We start from the raw sequence: 19,549 nt of genomic DNA on the forward strand, positions 1-19,549 counted from the left end.
TAATTAATGTTGTTCTAAAAGGTGGTGCAAAAATACTAATCTTTTTGGCTTTTCCTATCAATTGCCTTATAGATTGCATCCTGTATTCGTTTGCGGATATCCAACTGGCTGAGTTTATTATTGGCACGCGACGGATTGACCCTGTTACAAAGGAAGATATAAAGCAACTGGTTGTCTGGGTCTACCCAGAAACAAGTCCCGGTGAAGCCGGTGTGTCCATAGACGGAAGGTGGCGTCAGGCTGCTGCAAGGAGAACCTTTATGTGTTCCCGGGGCAGGCTTGTCGAAACCCAGTCCGCGGCGGCTTGTCGGGCTTTTACTTTGGGTGAAAAGACGACAGGTTTCTGTTGATAAGTATTGTTCGTTGCCATAAGTGCCCTGATTAAGGAAAAGCTGTAATACTTTCGCCAGGTCATTGGCATTCGAAAACAGGCCGGCATTGCCGGAGACGCCCCCCTGGAAAGCGGCAGCTTCATCGTGCACATAGCCACGAAGTAACTGGCGGCGTACGAACTGGTCGTTCTCGGTCGGGACAATCTGAAGGCTGTCTATTCTTTTCAGCGGGTTATAAGTGGTGTGCCAGGCTCCCAGCCGGCTATAAAAGTCGTTATGCAACAGCTGGTCCATCGGTTGCTTCATCTGGTTTTCCACCATCATTTTCAGCATGATGAAGTTGACGCAGCTATACACATATTTGCCGCGTGTTCCGAGGCGGGAGTCTTTTATTTCCTGCATGATACTGTCTTTGAAGGAATCGTGCAGGTAGAAGTTGCGGGCTACCTCGGTGGTGAATCCCGGTTTCTTCTCAGTAGAAACCAGGTCGGGCAGATAGTTGAAATCATTGCGTACGTATGTTTTGGCATCGAAGCGTACCGGATGGGTAGCGTTCTTTACACTGCTGTAAAGGCTGCCTTTGTAACTATCCTTATCGATGGCATTCAGATAGAAATTGATTGTGGAGACAACTCCTGACTGATGGTAAAGCAATTCTTTTATATTCAGGTCTTTCTTGTTGGAACCTTTCAGTTCGGGGAGAAAGTCCGCTATTTTATTATTGAGGGTGAATTTCTTTTCATCGTACGCTTTCATTACGGCAAGTAAGGTCCCGGCCGCTTTGGAGGCAGACGCCAGGTCGTAGACGGAATTTTCCTGTACCTTCCGGCTTTGGTCGTAGTCAAAGTAACCAAAGGCCTTGTCGTAAATAATCATACCGTCTTTGGCAACCAGCACCTGGCAACCCGGATAGGCATTTTCTTCAAGTCCTTCTTCTGCAATGGATCCGATTACATCGAGGCGTATGGGATTGGCTCCGACTTCCTCCGGTTCGTGATAACCTAACCGTGTTTTTTCCGTGAAGATACCGGCTCCGGCATGGAATACGCCTGGGATGGTAACCGGTAGTTTGCCTTTAGCTGGAATCCCCCCGAAGATAACCTGGGCGGCATATTCCTGAGCAAGAGGCGTTCCTTCGTATCCCATCACTACCGCCTTCGCTTTCATAATGGAACTTTTATATTCCTTACAGAAATAGGGCAGGGTAAAGAAGGCATAAACGAGCTCTTTCTTAGTCGCCAGCTGGCGAAGTTGCAGGCTTTCAGGGATGCGGACTGTGTGTACGCCGCAGATGATTACATCGTATTTCTCCAACTGTCTGTAAACATGTTGGATTTGTGCAGCTGTTGAACTACGGCTGATGCTGAAGCAGGCAATACTGTCGTAACGTCCCAGCATTTCCTGAAATTCATTTCCGGCAGGCGAACCGATTGACAAGGCGGCAATCTTCTTTTTATCCAGCTGTCTGAGCGGGACCATGTCGGATTCGTTCTTTAATAATGTAATTGCTTCTGCATTGAGTTTGGCGGCCAGCCAGGCTGCATGCGGTGAGTTCAGCCGTTTGCTTAATCCTTTCGTTTCAATCGGTCGGTATTTATCCAGTCCGGTAATATATTTATACTGGAGTATCTTGATACATTTGGCTTCGATATCCTCTATGGATAAAATACCTTCGTCGATCGCTTCTTTCACTGCTGTGAAATCGTTAATCGGGGCAGCCGGGGCCAGCAATATATCATTCCCAGCCAGTAATGCTTTTACTGACGGATTATCCGATTTTTTAGTCGTAGCACCTTTCATGGCCAGCGCGTCTGTGAAGCAAAGGCCTCTGAAACCAAGTTCTTCCTGCAACAGTCCTGTTACAATCGGACGGGAAAAGGAGGAAGGGAGATTACGGGTTTTATCCAGTGCCGGAACATAAAGATGTCCGGTCATAACTCCGGCATAACCATCATAGATGTAACGTTTGAAAGGATACAATTCAACGCTGTCCAGGCGTGCCCGGTCATGATGGACGGCAGGCAATGTATTATGCGAATCATCCGAAGTATCGCCATGCCCCGGGAAATGTTTAGCTACAGAGATGATACCGGCAGTTTCCAATCCGCGAGCATAGGCTATTCCTTTATCGGCAACGGCACGGGGATTCTCTCCGAACGAACGGAGGCCGATTACCGGGTTATCGGTATTACTATTTACATCTATATCGGGGGCAAAGTTGATTTGAATGCCCATCTCTTTGCATTGGCGGGCTACTTCCTTTCCGTATTCGGTAATCAGTTTATCATCTTCGATAGCTCCCAGCATCATGTTTTTAGGGAAACGGGTCGTTCCGCTAAGGCGCATAGACAAGCCCCATTCTCCGTCCAGCGAAACGAACATCGGGACACGTGACGCTTTTTGCAACCGGTTGGTTACTTCAGCCTGGGTAACAGGATTCCCTTTATGAAAGAGGATTCCTCCGAGCTTTATTTCATTGACGTATCGCATAAGCCGCTGCATGGTGCGGTTATCCGATTTCGGTTCGGAAATCACCATAAAGAGTTGCCCGATCCGTTCATCGTAACTCATCTTATCAAACACAGAATCAACCCAATGATTCATTTTTGCCTGATCGACGTTACGGTACATATTAGGAATAGTCTGTGCTTTGGCCGTTAGTAAACACACAGAACATAACAGCATTGTAAGTATCTTCCTCATCTTCACGTTATCATTATTATCCACCAAAAATAAGAAAATAAGCTGAATTATGAATTTTAGCTTTGATATCTTTTTCGTATTAAGGTTATTTGTATCTTTGATGCAAAACAATAAAACAAGTCGTTATGCCTATACAATTTAAGATACATAAACTGGGTGCTTTGAAGAATACCACTTTTGAGTACAAGCCTTTTATGATCTTTTCGGGAGATTCGGGATTAGGGAAAAGCTATGCTGCTTTTTTGTCTTATTTTTTTGTTAATTCAATGATGGGAGAGGCGGCATTAGTTTCTTTTATAGAAGAGGTGTTAGGTAAAAATGCTTCAGAAATAAATCAACTTAATCAATATAATATAACTATATCAGCTCAACAGTATAAAAAATGGTTGAATAAGAATGCTTCTCGTTTTATTGGATATTTGATAGGAAATGAAGGCTTGGAAGCAGAAGTAGAAATAGACGTTAATTTCCCTAATTTTACAATTGGATATAAGCTGGTAGAAGACACTGGAGAAAAAGACATAATAACTTATTTGAATGGCAATGAAGGAAGTCCTTATAAAAAAACTCGGCCTAATATAAACCTTTTGGCTATTATAAGTCAAGGATATTTATCTGAGTCACTTTTAAATATAGGTTATCAGAGAAATATGCTTTTGCCGCCAGCCAGAGCTGCTTTAATGGGAGCTAGTATAAGTGCAACGAATGCTATAATGAGTATTGGAATGTATAAAGAGTTTGTAGAGGTACTGGATTTGGTTCTTTCTGCTTCGTATAATGAGACTCTTTGCCCTCCTTATTTGTTAGATGCGATATCAGATATATTAAAAGGAAACCTGGTCAGGCAAGACGGACGGCTTTATTATGAGTTTAATGGAACAAAATTACCTATTAGTGCGGCAGCTTCTTCAATTAAAGAGTTAAGTCCTTTATTTTTGTTGTTGCAGCGATATCGGGCGGCAGAACTGTCGGTTTTAATAGAAGAACCTGAAGCTCATCTTCATCCCCGGATGCAAATAAAAGTGGCAGATCTGATTGCTCATGCAGTGAACGATGGTGCTTCTTTTCAGGTAACAACACATAGCGACTATTTTATGGGGAGAATAAATGACTTATTGAAGCTACATTACATTAAGTCGAATGTATCGGCAGAAGATTATAATGCTTTATGTAATCAGAACGGGCTTGATGGCGAGTTAACTCTTAACCCTGATAAACTAGGTGCTTATTATTTTAAGAGAAGGGAAGACGGAAGTGTAGAGATTATAACACAGGAACCTTCTAAAGGTATTCCGTTTGATACTTTTTCTGATGTAGTACAACAAACAACTACCGTTTCGTTTGCTTTGGATGATTTTATAGAAGAACATAATTTATAGCTTTATGATAGATAAACTTAAAACCTTATTTAATCCTGACTTTATTTGTGAATATACAGGAGCAGTTACAATCGAAGAAGAAGATCCGCAGGCGAAGGTGCGGTCCGTCCGTCTTGAGAATGGAGATTTTATCTATTTAAATAAAAAGATATTAGATCAGATGAATTTACTGTTCAAACAAAAAGACGATCGTTTCTCTTTATGCAAAGGATGTGACGGAGTGCTTATTTATCATTGTGCGAAAGAGAAATATTTAATTTGGGTTGAATTGAAAAGTAAATATACTTATGATAATATCATAAAGGCGGAAAGTCAGATAGAGGCAAGTTATGCAAAATTGTTTATGTTGCTGCACTCTTTTGATGATTTTGTGAAAGAAAATTATAAGTGTTGTGCTTTGATTATAGCTTTAGAACCGGATATTGAGACATTATCAAAGCTCACTAAAAAGGCTCAGATTATGTCTGGTTATTGTAAAGAACGTTTTTGTATCAAATTGTATAATGCCAAAGACTCTGGTTTGATATTGAAACATGATATATCTTTACTAAAAAATTTACCATTGAAGATGGACTATAAATTTGATGAGTTACCCATTTTCTTTATTCCTTATTCAGAAAAGAGTATTGATATAAGGAAGTATCTTTGATTTTCGAATGAATTTTCCCCCTACAATTTGCGTATCAAATAAATCTTTCGTTACTTTGCATCCGCTTTGCGCAATCTCTGTCGGGAGAAGTAGCCCGTTAAATTGCGTTTCATTTAAAATTACAATTAAAAAGCTATAAAACAATGGATTTAATTAAGATTGCAGAAGAAGCGTTTGCTACAAAGAAGGAATATCCTTCATTCAAGAGTGGTGACACTATTACAGTAGCTTACCGTATTAAAGAAGGTAACAAAGAACGTATCCAGCAGTACAGAGGCGTTGTTATCCGTATCTCAGGACATGGTGACAAAAAACGTTTTACTGTTCGTAAGATGTCTGAGAACATTGGTGTAGAAAGAATTTTCCCGATCGAATCACCGTTCATCGAAAGTATCACTGTAAACAAACTGGGTAAAGTACGCCGTGCTAAATTGTATTACCTGCGTGCTCTTACAGGTAAGAAAGCAAGAATCAAAGAAAGAAGATTCTAATCCTTCGGGATTTAATTGCCATACAAAAAAGCCATCCGATTCGTTTTGGGTGGCTTTTTTGTATGGATATATTATTTGAGTGTCGCTATAATAACAGCTGGATTTTGGTCGTTTGTCTGTTGTCGCCAACTGATCAGGCTATTTCCGTCATCCGACATCACCTGAGGGAAGAAATAGTTATTTGATATGCCTTTCATATAATCGGGGAGCGGATCGCCGTCTTCTCCCAGTATTTTAAGATCTTCATCAGATAATGTCAGCATGACACTTCGGGTACTTTTATTTTGGAAGTTATAGAAATTAGTACTATGCATCATTTGTTGTTTTACCATGTCGGTGAAAGTGACAGTGAAAACGAGATAATCACTACCCTCTCCCAAGAAACTGACAAACGGCATTTCTGTAAAAAGTCGGTTCTGTAGTTCTTCTATTGATTTGTAGCTATACCGGAGAGTTTCTTTGGATGGCCATTTCCCGAAATCTATATGATAGGCCGGAACCAGCAGATGTTTTTTTGTATCTACTTGATAGATTGTATCGCAAAGGAGCTTTTTCAACAACAATTTGCCATTATGATCGAAAAATTTGCCTTCTCCCGGCGCAAACCAGCTTGCCTCAGAGGTGTATTGTTCGGTGTAGGGGACAGTTGCCTGTAATCCGTTTTTGTCAAAGAACTCCAGACAGATCTTTTCATCTCCTTTGAAGTTGGATTTGAAGCCGACGAAATTACCATTATCCAGCGGTTGGAATTCAAAATAGAAATTAGCTGGCGATTTGATTGTTTCCAGACATTTACCATCCGGTGAATATACATTTACTTTACCTGCAAAATCAAGTACATATATTTTGTTGTCTTTCACCTTAATGACATTGGCTCCTTTGGTTACTTCGCCCGGTCCTTCACCTATTCGGTAGACCTGATTTAAGAACTTACCAAACCTGTCAAACAAACGGCCATCAATTAACAGGTTATTATCAAATAAATGGAGATTGTAGATATCACGTATCAACAGCGAATCGTTTGTTTCCAACTGGACGATTTCGACAGATTTGGCAAAATCGCGGATGGGTACTTCAGAAGGGTTTTCCATTTGCTGTCCGATATTGACGACGTCTATACTGGAGTGAAGGTCGGATTTCTGTGTGCAGGATATGATTATTCCCAGAAAAGAAATAAAAAGAATAACATGTACTTTCATAACATTGTTGATTTGAGTTTATAGTTCATATCGCAAAAGTACAGGAACAAAAAGGATGTTCTGAGAATCACACCTTGACAAATGTGTTTTGTTAAACAGTTGAAATACTAATTGTTACAAAATAAAATGGAGTAACTGACCGGACAACATTCAAAACTCCTGAAGGAAAGAATCGAGATTTGTATCCCCATTCAGTCCTATTCGCTTCTTAATCCGGTTCTTTGATTTGGTGATAGCTGCTGGCGTATTGTTGAAGATGATGCTTAACTCTTGATTGGTTAGTCCGGCTTTCAATAGGCAGCAGGTTTCTATATCGTGTTTGGTCAATTCTTGATAAGTAGTCTGGAGGCGGGTGGCAAACTGACGATAGAGTTTATCTGTAATGCGGCAAAGATGTTCGTGCTCTTTTTCTCCGATAAAGACATAGGACGGTTCTGCCTTCAGTTTTATAAATAAGTTGTAACCTTCATCAGATACGGAAAGATGTGTCCTTTCTGTTTCCGTTTTTTGTTTTTTCTGTTCCCGGACTGCTAAATGTTGCTTTAGTTCCTCATTCTGTATTTCAAGGAGGTAGATTTGCTGTTCCAGTTCGGCCGACTTTTGTATGGAAGCGGTCGTTTCAGTGGATGATTTCCGCATCTTTTCCAGTTCTATGTGATAGTGTTTCAGGATTTCTTCATTACTGGATAACTGTTTCTTTATTTGTTTCAAGGCTTGCCTGATCTTTTTATGGCGGAAGTAAAAATATGTACTTGCGAGTATTAATAATATAATAAGAGGCAAAAGAACTGTGTGCCATCTGAGGTTTGTGTCCGGTTGGAGGATGGCTATAGGATTCTTTTTTAGCCGAGCTATGACTAATATATCGTTTCCTCTGTATGACATCAGGTAACGTCCGTCTGTCGACATTTGTTCCGGAAAGAAATTATCCCAATTGACTGAAGGAGGGGTATATTGGGTAGAATCATATAAGAGTTGACTATCCTTCCCCATATCTTTCAATGACATTTTAAGTTCCATGCTGTAAACCTTTTTGGTTTTCCTGTCATAGCAGTGCGTTGCGTATATTTGTTTTTGTTGTTCATAGGAACTGTATACGGTGGTGAACCAGCAGGTTGAGTTGTGTTCTCCTAATAACATGATATAAGGTGTATAACGGAATAGTTCGAATTCCGGATTTTCCAGTGAGTAACGCAAAGATTCATCTCCCCGCAACGAGTCCAGTTCCAGCAGATAAGCCGGTTCGATGTTATGCGTAGCAGACGAAACCTGATAAATCGTATCGTTCAGTAACTCTTTCATTAATAAAGAATGAGGAGTTCTTACAAAATGGCCGTCTTTCCTGAAAAAGAAGTAGTTTTTGGGTTCAGTGTATTCTTTTTGGTAGGAGAGTCTGTTGAAGATAGTATCTTTCCCATAGAATATCATTCGGTCTTTCTCATTCCCTTTATAGTTGATGCGGTATCCGACAAATTCCTTTTCATTCAGGACTCCTATTGTACTTAGAAAATCGATAGGGCATAGAAAGGTTTCCAAAAATTGTCCGTCTAGTGTATAAACTTTTGTTACACCATTGTGATCTGTAATATAGATATTCCCATTCCATTCATTTAATGCCAAACAATTAGGGTATTCATCGGGAGCGTTTCCTTTACGGGCAATTTCTTTTATGAACTTTCCTTTGCGGTCGAAAAGCTGGCAAGATTTTTTACTCTCTACGACGATTACACTGTCGAGCAACAAGACTTTATCCCTATAAAAAGGATCAGAAAAATGAATGATCTCGACTGAATCTGTGATACTACTTAATGGTATGGCCTGAGGATATATACATCCGGAGCGAATATCGATGGTGTGCATTTCTTCCTTCTCCCTTTTAGAGCATGTAGTCAGAACGAGAAGTATGGTTCCTGTCAATATCAATAATACTAGTTTTCCGTTAATATATTTACACCATTCAGACATATCTGATTTGTTGTTATTCTATAAAGTGAGTATATATAATGTGGAAGGCAGAGTAGTGACTAACCTTTCTAGATTGGACAAAGATATACGTTTTATTAGGTAATTACGGCGATTCGCCGATGTTTTTGTCTCTTTCATCGGTTTAATTTTTATCGACGTGGTAATAGGTTTACTTTTGTCACCTATAAATAAAACACTTATGCAACATTCCGTAAAAAACAATCTGCTGATTGGTTTTATTGTGTCAGTGCTGTTAAGCCTATTCGTCAACTTTACCATGTTGATGCATACTTATAAAATGCAGTCGCTGGGAGTCCCTTTCCCGGGGAACTATTCGTCCGGAGATGAATTTCTTTATTATTCCTTATTTTGGTTTTTTGCATATGCCTTTCTGCTGTTTATACTGGATTCTCAAATGTATAAGTTGGGCGACCGTCTGTTTTGTAATAAAGAATATAAAACAATCCTGTTGTCTGTCGGTGTGACAATCGTCTGTGGCATTGCGTTCTTTTTCATGTATCCGGTCATACACCGTTTTGTGATGATCGACCTTTTGGAAGTTGATCAAATGTTCCGTTCTGATAGTTTTGTTATAATGGAAGATGCGGCAAGAAAGAAAGCGACACCCCCTGCTTCCCCTGATCCGCATATGTCTATGGTTCTCAGCCGGGCGACAGATTTCCCGAAACCCTTTCTGACGGAACATCTATTTATACTGTTAACCGTTTTGCTGAGTGTCCTTTTGATACGCCTGCTGAATGGTAAACAACAGATGATGCTTGAATATGAACAATTGAAGACTGAAAAGCTCCAGACTTCATACAATGCCTTGATGGGACAGATCAACCCTCATTTCTTTTTCAATTCCCTGAATGGGCTGAACTCCCTGATCAGGAGCGGGGAGAAGGAGCAGACATTGACTTATCTGGATGAGTTGTCGAATGTTTTCCGTTATATCTTGCAGAGCAACAAGAAAGAAATGGTTACGCTGGCAGAAGAATTGCAGTTTGTGAAAGCATATACTTATCTCCTTGGCGTCCGTTATGAAGGGAAGCTATTCTTCTCTATTCAAGCGGCTCCGGCACTTTTATTATGGCATTTGCCCATCCTGAGTATTCTGCCGCTGATCGAAAATGTGGTTAAACATAATGTGATCAGCAAGCAGTATCCGCTGCAAATCGACGTTTATACTACTAAAGAGAGCCAACTGGTCGTATCCAACAGGGTACAGCCGAAGGTGGAAGAGAGCACGGGAAGCGGCATTGGGTTGAAGAACCTCTGGGGACGTTACCGGATGCTTACCGGAAAGGATATCCATATCTCCAACCGGAAAGATTATTTTAAGGTAACCCTTCCTTTGCTGAACGGTAACGGACGGGTATAACAATTAAAAGATTAAACTGTATGAACGCTGTAATTATCGAGGATGAAACGGCTGCTGTTGGTAGCCTGAAAGCAATTCTTTCGCAAAACACCATGATGCCTGTCGAGGTAGTGGCCGAACTGGAGAGTATAGAGGAAAGCGTTACTTATTTCCATAACTATCCCCAGCCGGATATTATCTTTATGGATATCCACCTGGCTGACGGCTCAGCCTTCAAAATATTCGAACAGGTGGAAATCGCTGCACCGGTCATTTTTACAACGGCCTATGACGAGTATGCCCTGCAAGCCTTCCAGGTCAGCAGTATCGATTATCTGCTGAAACCGATCACACTGACTTCCCTTGAACGGGCATTAGGAAAATTGCGCCTCTTCAGCCCCGAAGAGCGGTTGGCCCATATCCGGCGCACGAACGATACCATACAGGGACGGCACGTCATAAAGAGCCTTCTGATCATGCTCACCGACAAATTTTATCCGTTGCAGGTAGAAGATATCCTGTATTTTTATACAATGAATGAAAAGGTTACTGCTTATACTTCCGACGGCAAGCTGCATCCGGTAGACCGCACTCTGGATGCCTTGGGCGACCAACTGGATGAAAAGCATTTTTTTCGTGCCAACCGCCAGTTCATTATCTCCCGGAAAGCCATTAAGGATATTGACCTTTGGTTCGGCAGCCGCCTGTCTGTCAACCTCACTTTGCCTATTCCGGAACGTATCATTATCAGTAAAACGAAAACCCCGGTATTCAAGAAATGGATATTGATGGAAGAATGATCCGGTGAAATACTGCATCATCGAGGTGATTTTTTTCACCCTCTTCCTCCGGGCGATTCACCGACCCAATTCTACCATTTATCGGTTCTTAACCTTTGTTCACCGAATATTCTTATTTATTTGTAGTGTAAACTTAAAAGAAAAGCGACTATGTTGAAATGTATTACTTTCGATGGAGATGCTTCTACGTTGAATGCTCTGATGGGCTATTTTGAGAAGTTGGATAAAGCATTGGCTGATGTGCATGAAGTGTTGCACAAAGAACAGACCGAACAACCTGTTTTTGTTCGGGAAGGAAGTAAGATCATTCGCCTTCGTAAAGAAGAGATTCTTTTTCTGGAAGGCTATGGCGATTATGTGAAGATTCATCGCACGAACGGCAAACCGCTGCTTTCGCAGGTCAGCCTGAAGCGGTTTGAAGAAAACCTCACCGACAGTTTGTTTTGCCGTGTGCACCGTTCTTATATCGTATCTCTTTCCCACATCAGTTATATCGAACGGAAACGTATCCGCATCGGTGACGAGTTGATCCCGATCAGCGACTCCTACCTTCCGGCACTTATGGGGCGGTTGGCCTTGCAGGAATAGGTCTCCCTGTCCCTGATAACTAAAAAGATTCTATAAAAATGTAATTTGAGGAACAATGCCGTAATCCTGTCTGTTTGGAGGAAAATTAAAAACAAATAGACTATGAATTACGGCATTAGTGTTCTTTTTAGGGCTATACCCTTGTTGATGGCCCTGTTCTGTTTCGGTTACGGCTGGTTCGTGTATGAATATGGAACCGACCCGAGCCGTTTTGTGGCTGGTCCGGTCGTATTTTCTTTGGGGATGATTTGTATAGCCTTGTTCTCAACGGCGGCAACCATTATCAGGCAGATCATTAATACTTTCGGAGAGATCAGCCGGTATGCGCTTCCGGCATTGGGATATTTGTCGGCTATCCTGACGGTCGTTGCAGGGATATGGATTATGCGGTCGCCTGATACGGCATCGTTTGTAGCCGGTCATGTAATCTGCGGAGTGGGACTGATTACCGCTTGTGTAGCCACAACTGCCACCTCTTCCACCCGGTTCACCATGATTACCGTCAATTCGAAAAAGACAGGCCATGATATTCCGCCCGAGGCTTTTACCCGTGCCCAGGGACTGACCCTGATTGCTATTGCCGGACTGATCGCCTTGACCGCCTGGATATGGGCATTCTGCCTGTTAGCCTATAGCGACGAGGACTCGAAATATTTTGTGGCCGGACATGTGATGATCGGCTTGGCCTGTATCTGTACGAGTCTGATTGCCCTGGTTGCGACTATTGCCCGGCAGATCAGGAATATATTTTCTCCTACCGAACGTGAATTCTGGCCTATTATGGTATTGGTCATGGGAAGTATTTGTGCTGTATGGGGAATTATCCTGATCCTGGCTACCATCAATCCGGCAAACGGTACAACAGGCTATATCATGATCGGACTGGGATTGGTATGCTATAGCATTTCCAGCAAAGTGATCCTGCTATCCAAAATATGGCGGCACGAATTCAAATTATCAAACCGTATTCCGTTAATACCTATATTTACGGCATTGACTTGTTTGTTCCTGTCCGCCTTCCTGTTCGAACTGGGTTCCGCTCATGCTTACTATTTTGTTCCGGCCAGAGTTTTAGCCGGCTTGGGTGGCATCTGCTTTACTTTATTCTCCATTGTCAGCATTCTGGAGAGCGGGACATCTTCGAAATAAAAGGCTCCCGATTACAATTTCAACTTATAAAACAACTCACTCAGCGTATACGTAACCGTCATCCCGAAAGTGCTCTGTCCGTATACATCATTATTTAGTTGGGTCTTGTCGTAGTAAAGGGCTACGTTGATCCGTCCGTTCGTTACCGGAAGTCCCATTCCGGCACTGAAGCGGTAAGCGTAACCTTTTTGCCCGTTGATCTGCAAGTAAGGAGTCGACAGGTTTACCCCGGCCTTATATGAACTGCGTTTCCAGAAACTCGAAGACGAATAACCGTTGGGCGAATAATCGAACCCCAGCCGCAATTTATGCGAATCCCTGAATTTTACCCGGCTGTCGCCCGATGAAAGGCTGCTGTACTGGTGGAAATCATAGTCGAGCGCATAAGTACATTTCTTGTAGGTCAGCGAGCCGCCTATGCCGGCAAATTGAGGCAGATATTGGGTTGTATTCCTTTTACTCTCCTCCGTTTCGCTGCTACTATAAACGATTGCGATCGAATTTTCAATGCTCAGTCGCTGTTTATATCCGTAAACGGCCCCGATTGTAAAAGCCGTCTCTTTTCCGATCTGGCGGTGATATTGCAATCCGAAATCAGCATAGAACGCATGCGTGTACATTCTGTTCTCTACGGAAATGCTGCTCTGGCTTTCCGTAAGTTTGGTGTTCCCGAAGATGTAACTGACGTTGACGCCGACCGATAGATTCTTGCCCAACATAAATGCATTGGTCAGGTAAACCTTTGATAGTCCGCCATATCCTTCGAACGTACTTGTATAGTATGAACCGGGTGAGCCTTCCAGTGGTTCCGTACTCTGGAAATAATAGCCGACCGATGAATAAGGGGTCAATCCCGCTGCCATATACCAGTGCGGCATGATACGTCCTGCCAGCGTGAAAGCCGACATATTTCCGGTGAAAGCATTGCTGTTGCCGTTTTTCGACTGGTACGACTCGCTTTTCATAAAGGCGGATGTCTCGGCAAACAACCGGAGCGTGTCGAGCCCCGTCAGGCCAGCCGGATTTTCCGTATTGAGCAACCAGGTGCCGCGCATACCTGTCGATACACCTCCCATCGCCGAATTGGAACCATACAATCCCGTTACGATCTCGCCGATCCCGAACATCGAGTAAGGCGACGAGGTCATTATATTTTGTGCATGGACGGGAAGGGTCAGTAAAAGGAATAGAGTCAGATGCTTAATAACTTTCATATACTTTGTAGATTAGCTGTAAAACAATGGGCGAACGGCCTTGCTGGTCGCTGATGGTCAGGTTGCGGAATGTCTTTGTATAAGTATCTTCGTTGAATACCAGTTGCAGGTTATGCTTATACATACCGAAAGCTCCCAGTTCCTGTTGCATAAAACTGGTAATGTCGAAGTAATAATAGGTATTTTCATCATACGTATCATCTTTTACCAATGTTCCGCTTTGCACCTCTTCACCGAGATAGTCGGTCACGGCATCGGTAACCACGTTGTTCTCGTCGGCGATATAAAGATAAAGGCTGTCAGGCAGGGCATTCTCTGCCGAAAACGTGCCCGGTTCAGGATAAATTTTTAGCAGTGCGCTTTCAATCGCCACCTGCTCTCCCTGCATAAGGATATTATTGATATAAGGAAATTCCAGGCGGGCATACCATCCCAGTCCGCCAAACAAAACACCCCTGTTATCCAGTTGGGAGGAAGGGATTTCCTTCTGCCCGGGAGGAAATGGTTCCAGCGCCGTACCGCTCCGGTCATGCTCGTAATGGTTGAACTGGGTGCTGGTATTGGGCGTAAAGGTCAGTTCCTGTTCGTTTTCCTTTTCATCTATTATATGGTAATGGAGAACGAGCACGGCTGAACTGTCGGCCACTTGGAAGGAGAGGAGCGACTGGTTGTCGGCCCCTTCGGGAATAACGACCAGCCCTTTGAAATAATCTTCGAAATAATCGGAATTAACCTGTACGTCGCGGCTGTGGAAACGGGTCAGGAAATCCTGGCCCATTTCGTCTGGGAGACGCACTTCCACCTCTTCCCCGCTGTTCGGCCGCGGGATAAAGCTATGGCTTGCCAATGGTTCGGGTTCATAGGTGAACGACGAGGTGTTATAAAGATAACCGTTGTCTCCCAGCCTGAGTTTCTGGGTCAGCCTGTGTACGTTGAAGCGTTGGGTCTTCAGCGTGTCACCAATATAATAACCTCCGTACCTGAAGGTGAGCATAAGCGAATCGAGTACGACGCGCTCGTCTATATCGGTATTATAGGAAGGACGGTTATAGGATACATAACCGGAGGCGGACATTTTGCCCCATACCGGATGCGTATATTCACCCAGCAGGACGAGCTCCTTGCCGGAGGTTTCCAGCGAGTCGATCAGCATGGCTGCGACTGTCACCGTACTGGTGTCGGTACTGATATTGCGGAATGCCGAAGATACTAATCCGTTACCATACTTATTACTCTCGTCATAGCAGGATTGGAAGAGGCAACCGGCTGTTGCCAGGCATATCCATAGCAGAAAAAGGCTTCTTTTCATATATATAATACTATTCTATTGACCGCACAAAGAACCGGATTCGGTATTTCCTGTGCAAGAATAACCTGCCAATGCCCCGGATTTCTCTGTTAATCGCCTGATTCCGGAGATTAGTCGGCGCTAAGCCGGAAACAACGTCCGAAAAAGCCTTTTACCTCCCATAAATACCCGTTCATCGGACAGGAACCGCCATTTGTCGATTTAATTTGCCGGTGTTTCGGATACTTTATTCTTTTGCAACCGTAAACAGTAACACGTTATATGATGACACAAAAAAGACTATTTCTGTTCCTGCTGGCGTTGCTGCCTCTGGTAATGGTATCCTGTGGGGATGACGATGATGATGATTTGATAGGTAAGTGGTATCGCGTATCCGACTTCGACGGCCTGGCACGCAGTGATGCCTCTTCGTTCTCTATCGGAAATAAAGGCTATCTGGTTTGCGGGTATGATGGTAAAAACTGTCTGTCAGACTTGTGGGAGTATGATATGGACCGCGATTCCTGGACACAAAAGGCTAACTTCCCGGGGACAGCCCGAAACTCAGCGGTGGCCATGACTGTCGATAGTAAAGGTTATTTCGGAACCGGCTATGACAGAGTGAACCGTCTGAATGATTTCTGGGAATATGACCCTGCTGCCAATACTTGGACACAGAAAGCCGACTTCCCCGGAACGGCGCGTTACGGTGCGGTGGCTTTCGGTGTCAGCGGAAAGGCCTATATCGGTTGTGGTGACGACGGAAATTATCTGAAAGATTTCTATGCGTTCAATCCTTCTTCCAACAGCTGGCAGCAGATCGTTAGTATCGGGGGGACTAAACGCTGGGGTGCCACCAGTTTTGTTTTGGACAACAAGGCATATGTCTGCTGCGGAGTGAACAACGGAGAATATGTGGACGATTTCTGGATGTTTGACCCGTTGACGGAATCATGGACGCAATTACGCGACATAGCCGATACTTCAGATGATGATTATGACGATGATTATAATATAGCACGTATGAATGGTGTGGCTTTCGTGATCGACGGAGCTGTCTACCTGACCTGCGGTGAAAGCGGAAGTTTACGTTCTGACACCTGGAAATATTATCCTGCAACCGATTTGTGGGAAAATGTAGCCAAATTCAAAGGTACGGCCCGTACGGTTGCGGTCGGCTTCTCCAATGGTGAGAGGGGATTTGTGGCAACGGGTAAAAGCAGCACTTACCGTTTTGATGACGTTTGGGAACTTCACCCTTATGAATACGACGATGATGACTATTAAAGGTAGAAAAGCTCTTTGGGGCTTGGTGCTGCTACCGGTACTTATTTCACTTATTTATTTCCGTCCCGGGGAAAAGGGGTCCCCGGACGGCCGGCAACCGGAGTTGCAAACGTTTCAATTGGAGGATGGCTGGGGCTATCGGATCGTGATGAATGAGAAGGTGTTGATATATCAGCCCACCATTCCTGCAATTGACACGCTAAGGTCTTTCCCGGATGAGGCCAGTGCCCGTAAGATCGGCGCGCTGGTCCTGGAAAGGCTCAACAACAATGAAAATTTTTCAATAACAATGGATGATATTAAACATTCACTCTCTGATTTAGAAACAAACGATAATTCAACGTGAACGTCGGAAGGGGCTGCCAGTGATGGTCGCCCTTTCTCTTTTTAGCAAGATAGGACAAGTAGGTTTTCAGGCCGGAGGTTATCTTTGTAGCGAAATACAAAAGAATATGGAACAACGACCTGCAACAACGGAAGAGTATCAGCGTAAAGTAAATATCCTCGTGGAGTATATCAACAATCATTTGAGCGAAACAATTGATCTGGATATACTGGCAGAAATGTCCGGTTTTTCGCCCTGGCATTTCCATCGGATAGTAAAGGCATTCCTCGGTGAAAATATAGGTGCCTTTATTGTCAGGATGCGAGTCGAGACGGCCGCTCGGTTACTGCGTCACTCTGATATGCCGGTACAGGAAATATCCTGGCGCGTTGGATACGATGTACCCTCTTCTCTGTCGAAGGTGTTCAAACAGTTCTATGGTATTTCGCCGAACGGATATCGTAAAAACAAAGATTACATTATCATGAGACCATTAGAAATAAGACACGATTTGAAAATAGAAGCGGAAGTGAAAGAACTTCCGGCCTGCCAGATCGCTTACCTGCGTCTGTCGGGAGCGTATATGAACCTCGATTATTGCGGAGCCTGGCAAAAGTTATGGGGATTCGTGAAAGAACAGAACCTCTTCTCGGAGGGCATCGAGCATATCTGTATTTATCATAACGATCCCAAAGTGACCGAGCCGGATAAGTTGCGGACAGACGTTTGCCTTATCCTCCCCAAACCGGCGGAACCGCGGGGTGAAATAGGAGTAAAACAGTTGCCGGGCGGCAAATATGCTGTTTACCGCTATCAGGGTTCTTATGAACATCTGAAATCCGTATACGATACGGTCTATTCGCACCTGTTACCGGAAGGCGGCTATAAACCGGCCGACTCCCCGGGGTATGAAAAGTATCTGAACAATCCGGCCAATACGGCACCGGAAGAGTTGATGACCGAGATTTATGTCCCGGTCGAATAGACGGCTTTGCCGGACATCGGCATGGTCGCCTATACGACTAAAGCAGGAATCATCCCGGATGATTGTAGTAATCATGTGGGATGATTGTGGCAATCATGTAGGATGATTCCTGCCTTAGTCTGCGGAAAAAGGGTGGCAGATTGCCGGAATGATGTCGGTAGTTCTCCGACAGTTTTGTACTTCGATAGTTATATCCCGGCCGGATAAATTTGTATATTTGCCGCCATGGAATCATTTCAGATCGTATTACCATCGCCGACACTTGCTCCTTACATCAGGCATTACTGGTTGCTGGAGACGGATAGTGTCGCCCGGAGTACCGAGCGTATTATTCCGTGTGGTAATATCCAGATGCTTTTCTACCGCGGAAATCCGGTCTCGCTTTCTTCCCGGCAGGATACCCGCCGGTTGGATAGCCAGTCCGTCCTGTGCGGGCAGTTCGTCGGCTTCTCCGACCTGAGCTATACCGGAAATATAAAGATATTGGCTGTCGTTTTCCATACCTATGCCGCCAATGCGTTTTTCCGTATACCGGTCAGCGAATTTTGTGACCGGAAGGTTACTGCCGGTGAGGCAGGCGACCGCGACCTGCTGGAACTGGAAGACCGCCTCCTATACGAAGCAGAAGACCGGAATTGTATCCGTCTGGTCGAGCAATTCCTCCTTCGTCGGTTAAATCCCTTGAAATCGTATAACCTGGAGCGCATGCGTTCTGTGATCTCGACGATCGACCGTGAAAAAGGGGAGATACGTGTATCCGACCTGGCATCTTCCGTCTTTTTAAGTACCAAGCAGTTTCAGCGTGTGTTTACCGGGCATATAGGGATCAGTCCCAAAGATTTCCTGCGCATAGTCCGTTTCCAGTATGCTTTGTATATGTTGCAGTCTGTTCCGGGCATGACCTTTTCGCGGCTGGCCTGCGAATGCGGTTTCTACGACCAGCCTCATCTTATCAGCGAGTTTAAAATATTCTCCGGCTATACGCCGAAGGAATACCTGTCCCTCTGTGCACCCTATTCCGATTATTTTTCTACCGAAAACGACTAATGTCCTTTTTTTCCAAGTTTGCTCCTTCGGCGTGTCCTACCTTTGCATTGTCAATTGGCAGAAATAGTTTAACGACAAAAAAAGTGAACATGAAAAAGTTAGTTTCTTTCTTCGAGATCCCTACGGCAGATTTTGGCAGAGCCGTGAAGTTTTATGAAACAGTGTTGAACCTGGAATTGAGCGTGATGGAATGCAAATCCGAAAAGATGGCTTTCTTCCCCGACGAGGACGGCTTGGCTCCGGGTGCTATCTCATGGGCGGCCGACTTCCTTCCGGCAAAGAACGGCGTGCTTGTCCATCTGAATGTGGACGACATGGATGCAACGCTTGCTCTGATCAAAGCCAACGGTGGCAGCATCGTCCGCGAAAAGACAAAGATCGAATCCGAAGACCGCGGCTATTTCGCAATGTTTTCCGATAGCGAAGGAAATACGCTGGGATTGTATTCTGATAAGTAAACATGCTTGAAGGAGGTGCTGTAAAGTCTGTTTTGTCATGACGCACTTGATCCGACAATTCATGCAACCTGTTTTGTCGGTGTAGTATGCGATCCTAGGGCTATCCAAGGATGACTGTGGAGAGACTTTGGGCACCTCCTTGTTATTTCCTGAAAAAACTCCTACATTTGTTCCCGAATCAAATAATCCGATTATTCAACTTATGAAGTGGCAACTCTGTATATAGCGTCGTTCTCCCGGACATAAGGCAAAAACTGTTTTGCCTGACTTTCGCTATCCTATTTTATACAGGGTACAATCTATCTATTTTTTAGTATTCATGGTCGC

General features: G+C 43.9%; 17 protein-coding genes. 12 read left to right on the plus strand and 5 right to left on the minus strand.

The genetic code is table 11. The features are described 5' to 3' along the window. Positions 1-35 precede the first annotated feature (35 nt). Positions 36-3,035 carry a glycoside hydrolase family 3 N-terminal domain-containing protein gene (locus tag K6V26_RS27885; RefSeq protein WP_224264362.1) on the minus strand — a complete coding sequence of 1,000 codons (3,000 nt, stop codon included), beginning with the start codon at positions 3,033-3,035 and terminating at the stop codon, positions 36-38. Positions 3,036-3,160: 125 nt separating this feature from the next. Here K6V26_RS27885 and K6V26_RS27890 point away from each other — a divergent pair, with 125 nt between their 5' ends. The 3 genes from K6V26_RS27890 (at position 3,161) to rplS (ending at position 5,554) form a co-directional block, all read left to right on the plus strand. Continuing rightward, positions 3,161-4,414: an AAA family ATPase gene (locus K6V26_RS27890; protein WP_009859512.1), complete on the plus strand. Its 1,254-nt coding sequence runs from the start codon at positions 3,161-3,163 to the stop codon at positions 4,412-4,414. 4 nt (positions 4,415-4,418) lie between these two features. Next, positions 4,419-5,063 carry a hypothetical protein gene (locus K6V26_RS27895; RefSeq protein WP_224264363.1) on the plus strand — a complete coding sequence of 215 codons (645 nt, stop codon included), beginning with the start codon at positions 4,419-4,421 and terminating at the stop codon, positions 5,061-5,063. Between the two features lie 143 nt (positions 5,064-5,206). Next, the gene (gene rplS, locus K6V26_RS27900) at positions 5,207-5,554 is read left to right on the plus strand and encodes a 50S ribosomal protein L19 (protein WP_009859510.1); all 348 of its coding nucleotides are present in this window, start codon (positions 5,207-5,209) and stop codon (positions 5,552-5,554) included. A gap of 71 nt (positions 5,555-5,625) precedes the next feature. Here rplS and K6V26_RS27905 read toward each other — a convergent pair whose 3' ends face one another. Next, positions 5,626-6,753 (minus strand): 6-bladed beta-propeller, encoded by a 1,128-nt coding sequence (locus K6V26_RS27905; RefSeq protein ID WP_195438332.1) that lies wholly within the window; start codon positions 6,751-6,753, stop codon positions 5,626-5,628. Between the two features lie 150 nt (positions 6,754-6,903). Further along, entirely contained in the window at positions 6,904-8,718 is a 1,815-nt protein-coding gene (locus tag K6V26_RS27910; protein ID WP_009859508.1) for a 6-bladed beta-propeller, read from the minus strand. Between the two features lie 199 nt (positions 8,719-8,917). Here K6V26_RS27910 and K6V26_RS27915 point away from each other — a divergent pair, with 199 nt between their 5' ends. The 4 genes from K6V26_RS27915 to K6V26_RS27930 all read left to right on the plus strand — a co-directional run bounded on the left by K6V26_RS27915 (position 8,918) and on the right by K6V26_RS27930 (position 12,618). Next, positions 8,918-10,102 carry a sensor histidine kinase gene (locus K6V26_RS27915; RefSeq protein ID WP_224264364.1) on the plus strand — a complete coding sequence of 395 codons (1,185 nt, stop codon included), beginning with the start codon at positions 8,918-8,920 and terminating at the stop codon, positions 10,100-10,102. 20 nt (positions 10,103-10,122) lie between these two features. Then, positions 10,123-10,881 (plus strand): LytR/AlgR family response regulator transcription factor, encoded by a 759-nt coding sequence (locus tag K6V26_RS27920; RefSeq protein ID WP_009859506.1) that lies wholly within the window; start codon positions 10,123-10,125, stop codon positions 10,879-10,881. 150 nt (positions 10,882-11,031) lie between these two features. Then, entirely contained in the window at positions 11,032-11,469 is a 438-nt protein-coding gene (locus K6V26_RS27925; RefSeq protein WP_010800543.1) for a LytR/AlgR family response regulator transcription factor, read from the plus strand. Positions 11,470-11,571: 102 nt separating this feature from the next. Then, the gene (locus tag K6V26_RS27930) at positions 11,572-12,618 is read left to right on the plus strand and encodes a DUF2776 domain-containing protein (protein ID WP_046146323.1); all 1,047 of its coding nucleotides are present in this window, start codon (positions 11,572-11,574) and stop codon (positions 12,616-12,618) included. 11 nt (positions 12,619-12,629) lie between these two features. On the opposite strand, the gene K6V26_RS27935 is transcribed toward K6V26_RS27930, so the two are convergent. Next, positions 12,630-13,832 carry a hypothetical protein gene (locus tag K6V26_RS27935; RefSeq protein ID WP_195438334.1) on the minus strand — a complete coding sequence of 401 codons (1,203 nt, stop codon included), beginning with the start codon at positions 13,830-13,832 and terminating at the stop codon, positions 12,630-12,632. Beyond that, the gene (locus K6V26_RS27940; RefSeq protein ID WP_129698389.1) at positions 13,819-15,141 is read right to left on the minus strand and encodes a DUF4270 family protein; all 1,323 of its coding nucleotides are present in this window, start codon (positions 15,139-15,141) and stop codon (positions 13,819-13,821) included. The genes K6V26_RS27935 and K6V26_RS27940 overlap by 14 nt, the downstream gene beginning before the upstream one ends. A 264-nt stretch (positions 15,142-15,405) precedes the next feature. Here K6V26_RS27940 and K6V26_RS27945 point away from each other — a divergent pair, with 264 nt between their 5' ends. The 5 genes from K6V26_RS27945 to K6V26_RS27965 all read left to right on the plus strand — a co-directional run bounded on the left by K6V26_RS27945 (position 15,406) and on the right by K6V26_RS27965 (position 19,222). Next, positions 15,406-16,407 carry a Kelch repeat-containing protein gene (locus K6V26_RS27945; RefSeq protein WP_224265886.1) on the plus strand — a complete coding sequence of 334 codons (1,002 nt, stop codon included), beginning with the start codon at positions 15,406-15,408 and terminating at the stop codon, positions 16,405-16,407. Further along, positions 16,382-16,753: a DUF4907 domain-containing protein gene (locus K6V26_RS27950; protein WP_195438336.1), complete on the plus strand. Its 372-nt coding sequence runs from the start codon at positions 16,382-16,384 to the stop codon at positions 16,751-16,753. Before K6V26_RS27945 ends, K6V26_RS27950 begins: the two co-directional genes overlap by 26 nt. A gap of 106 nt (positions 16,754-16,859) precedes the next feature. Then, positions 16,860-17,717, plus strand: a complete 858-nt coding sequence (locus tag K6V26_RS27955; RefSeq protein ID WP_044215299.1) for an AraC family transcriptional regulator — start codon at positions 16,860-16,862, stop codon at positions 17,715-17,717. A 225-nt stretch (positions 17,718-17,942) separates the two neighbouring features. Further along, positions 17,943-18,764 carry an AraC family transcriptional regulator gene (locus K6V26_RS27960; RefSeq protein WP_224264366.1) on the plus strand — a complete coding sequence of 274 codons (822 nt, stop codon included), beginning with the start codon at positions 17,943-17,945 and terminating at the stop codon, positions 18,762-18,764. A gap of 89 nt (positions 18,765-18,853) precedes the next feature. Continuing rightward, positions 18,854-19,222 carry a VOC family protein gene (locus K6V26_RS27965; RefSeq protein WP_224264367.1) on the plus strand — a complete coding sequence of 123 codons (369 nt, stop codon included), beginning with the start codon at positions 18,854-18,856 and terminating at the stop codon, positions 19,220-19,222. The last annotated feature ends 327 nt before the right edge of the window (positions 19,223-19,549 follow it).

It is taken from the genome of Parabacteroides goldsteinii (assembly GCF_020091425.1).
Taxonomy (GTDB): Bacteria; Bacteroidota; Bacteroidia; order Bacteroidales; family Tannerellaceae; genus Parabacteroides; species Parabacteroides goldsteinii.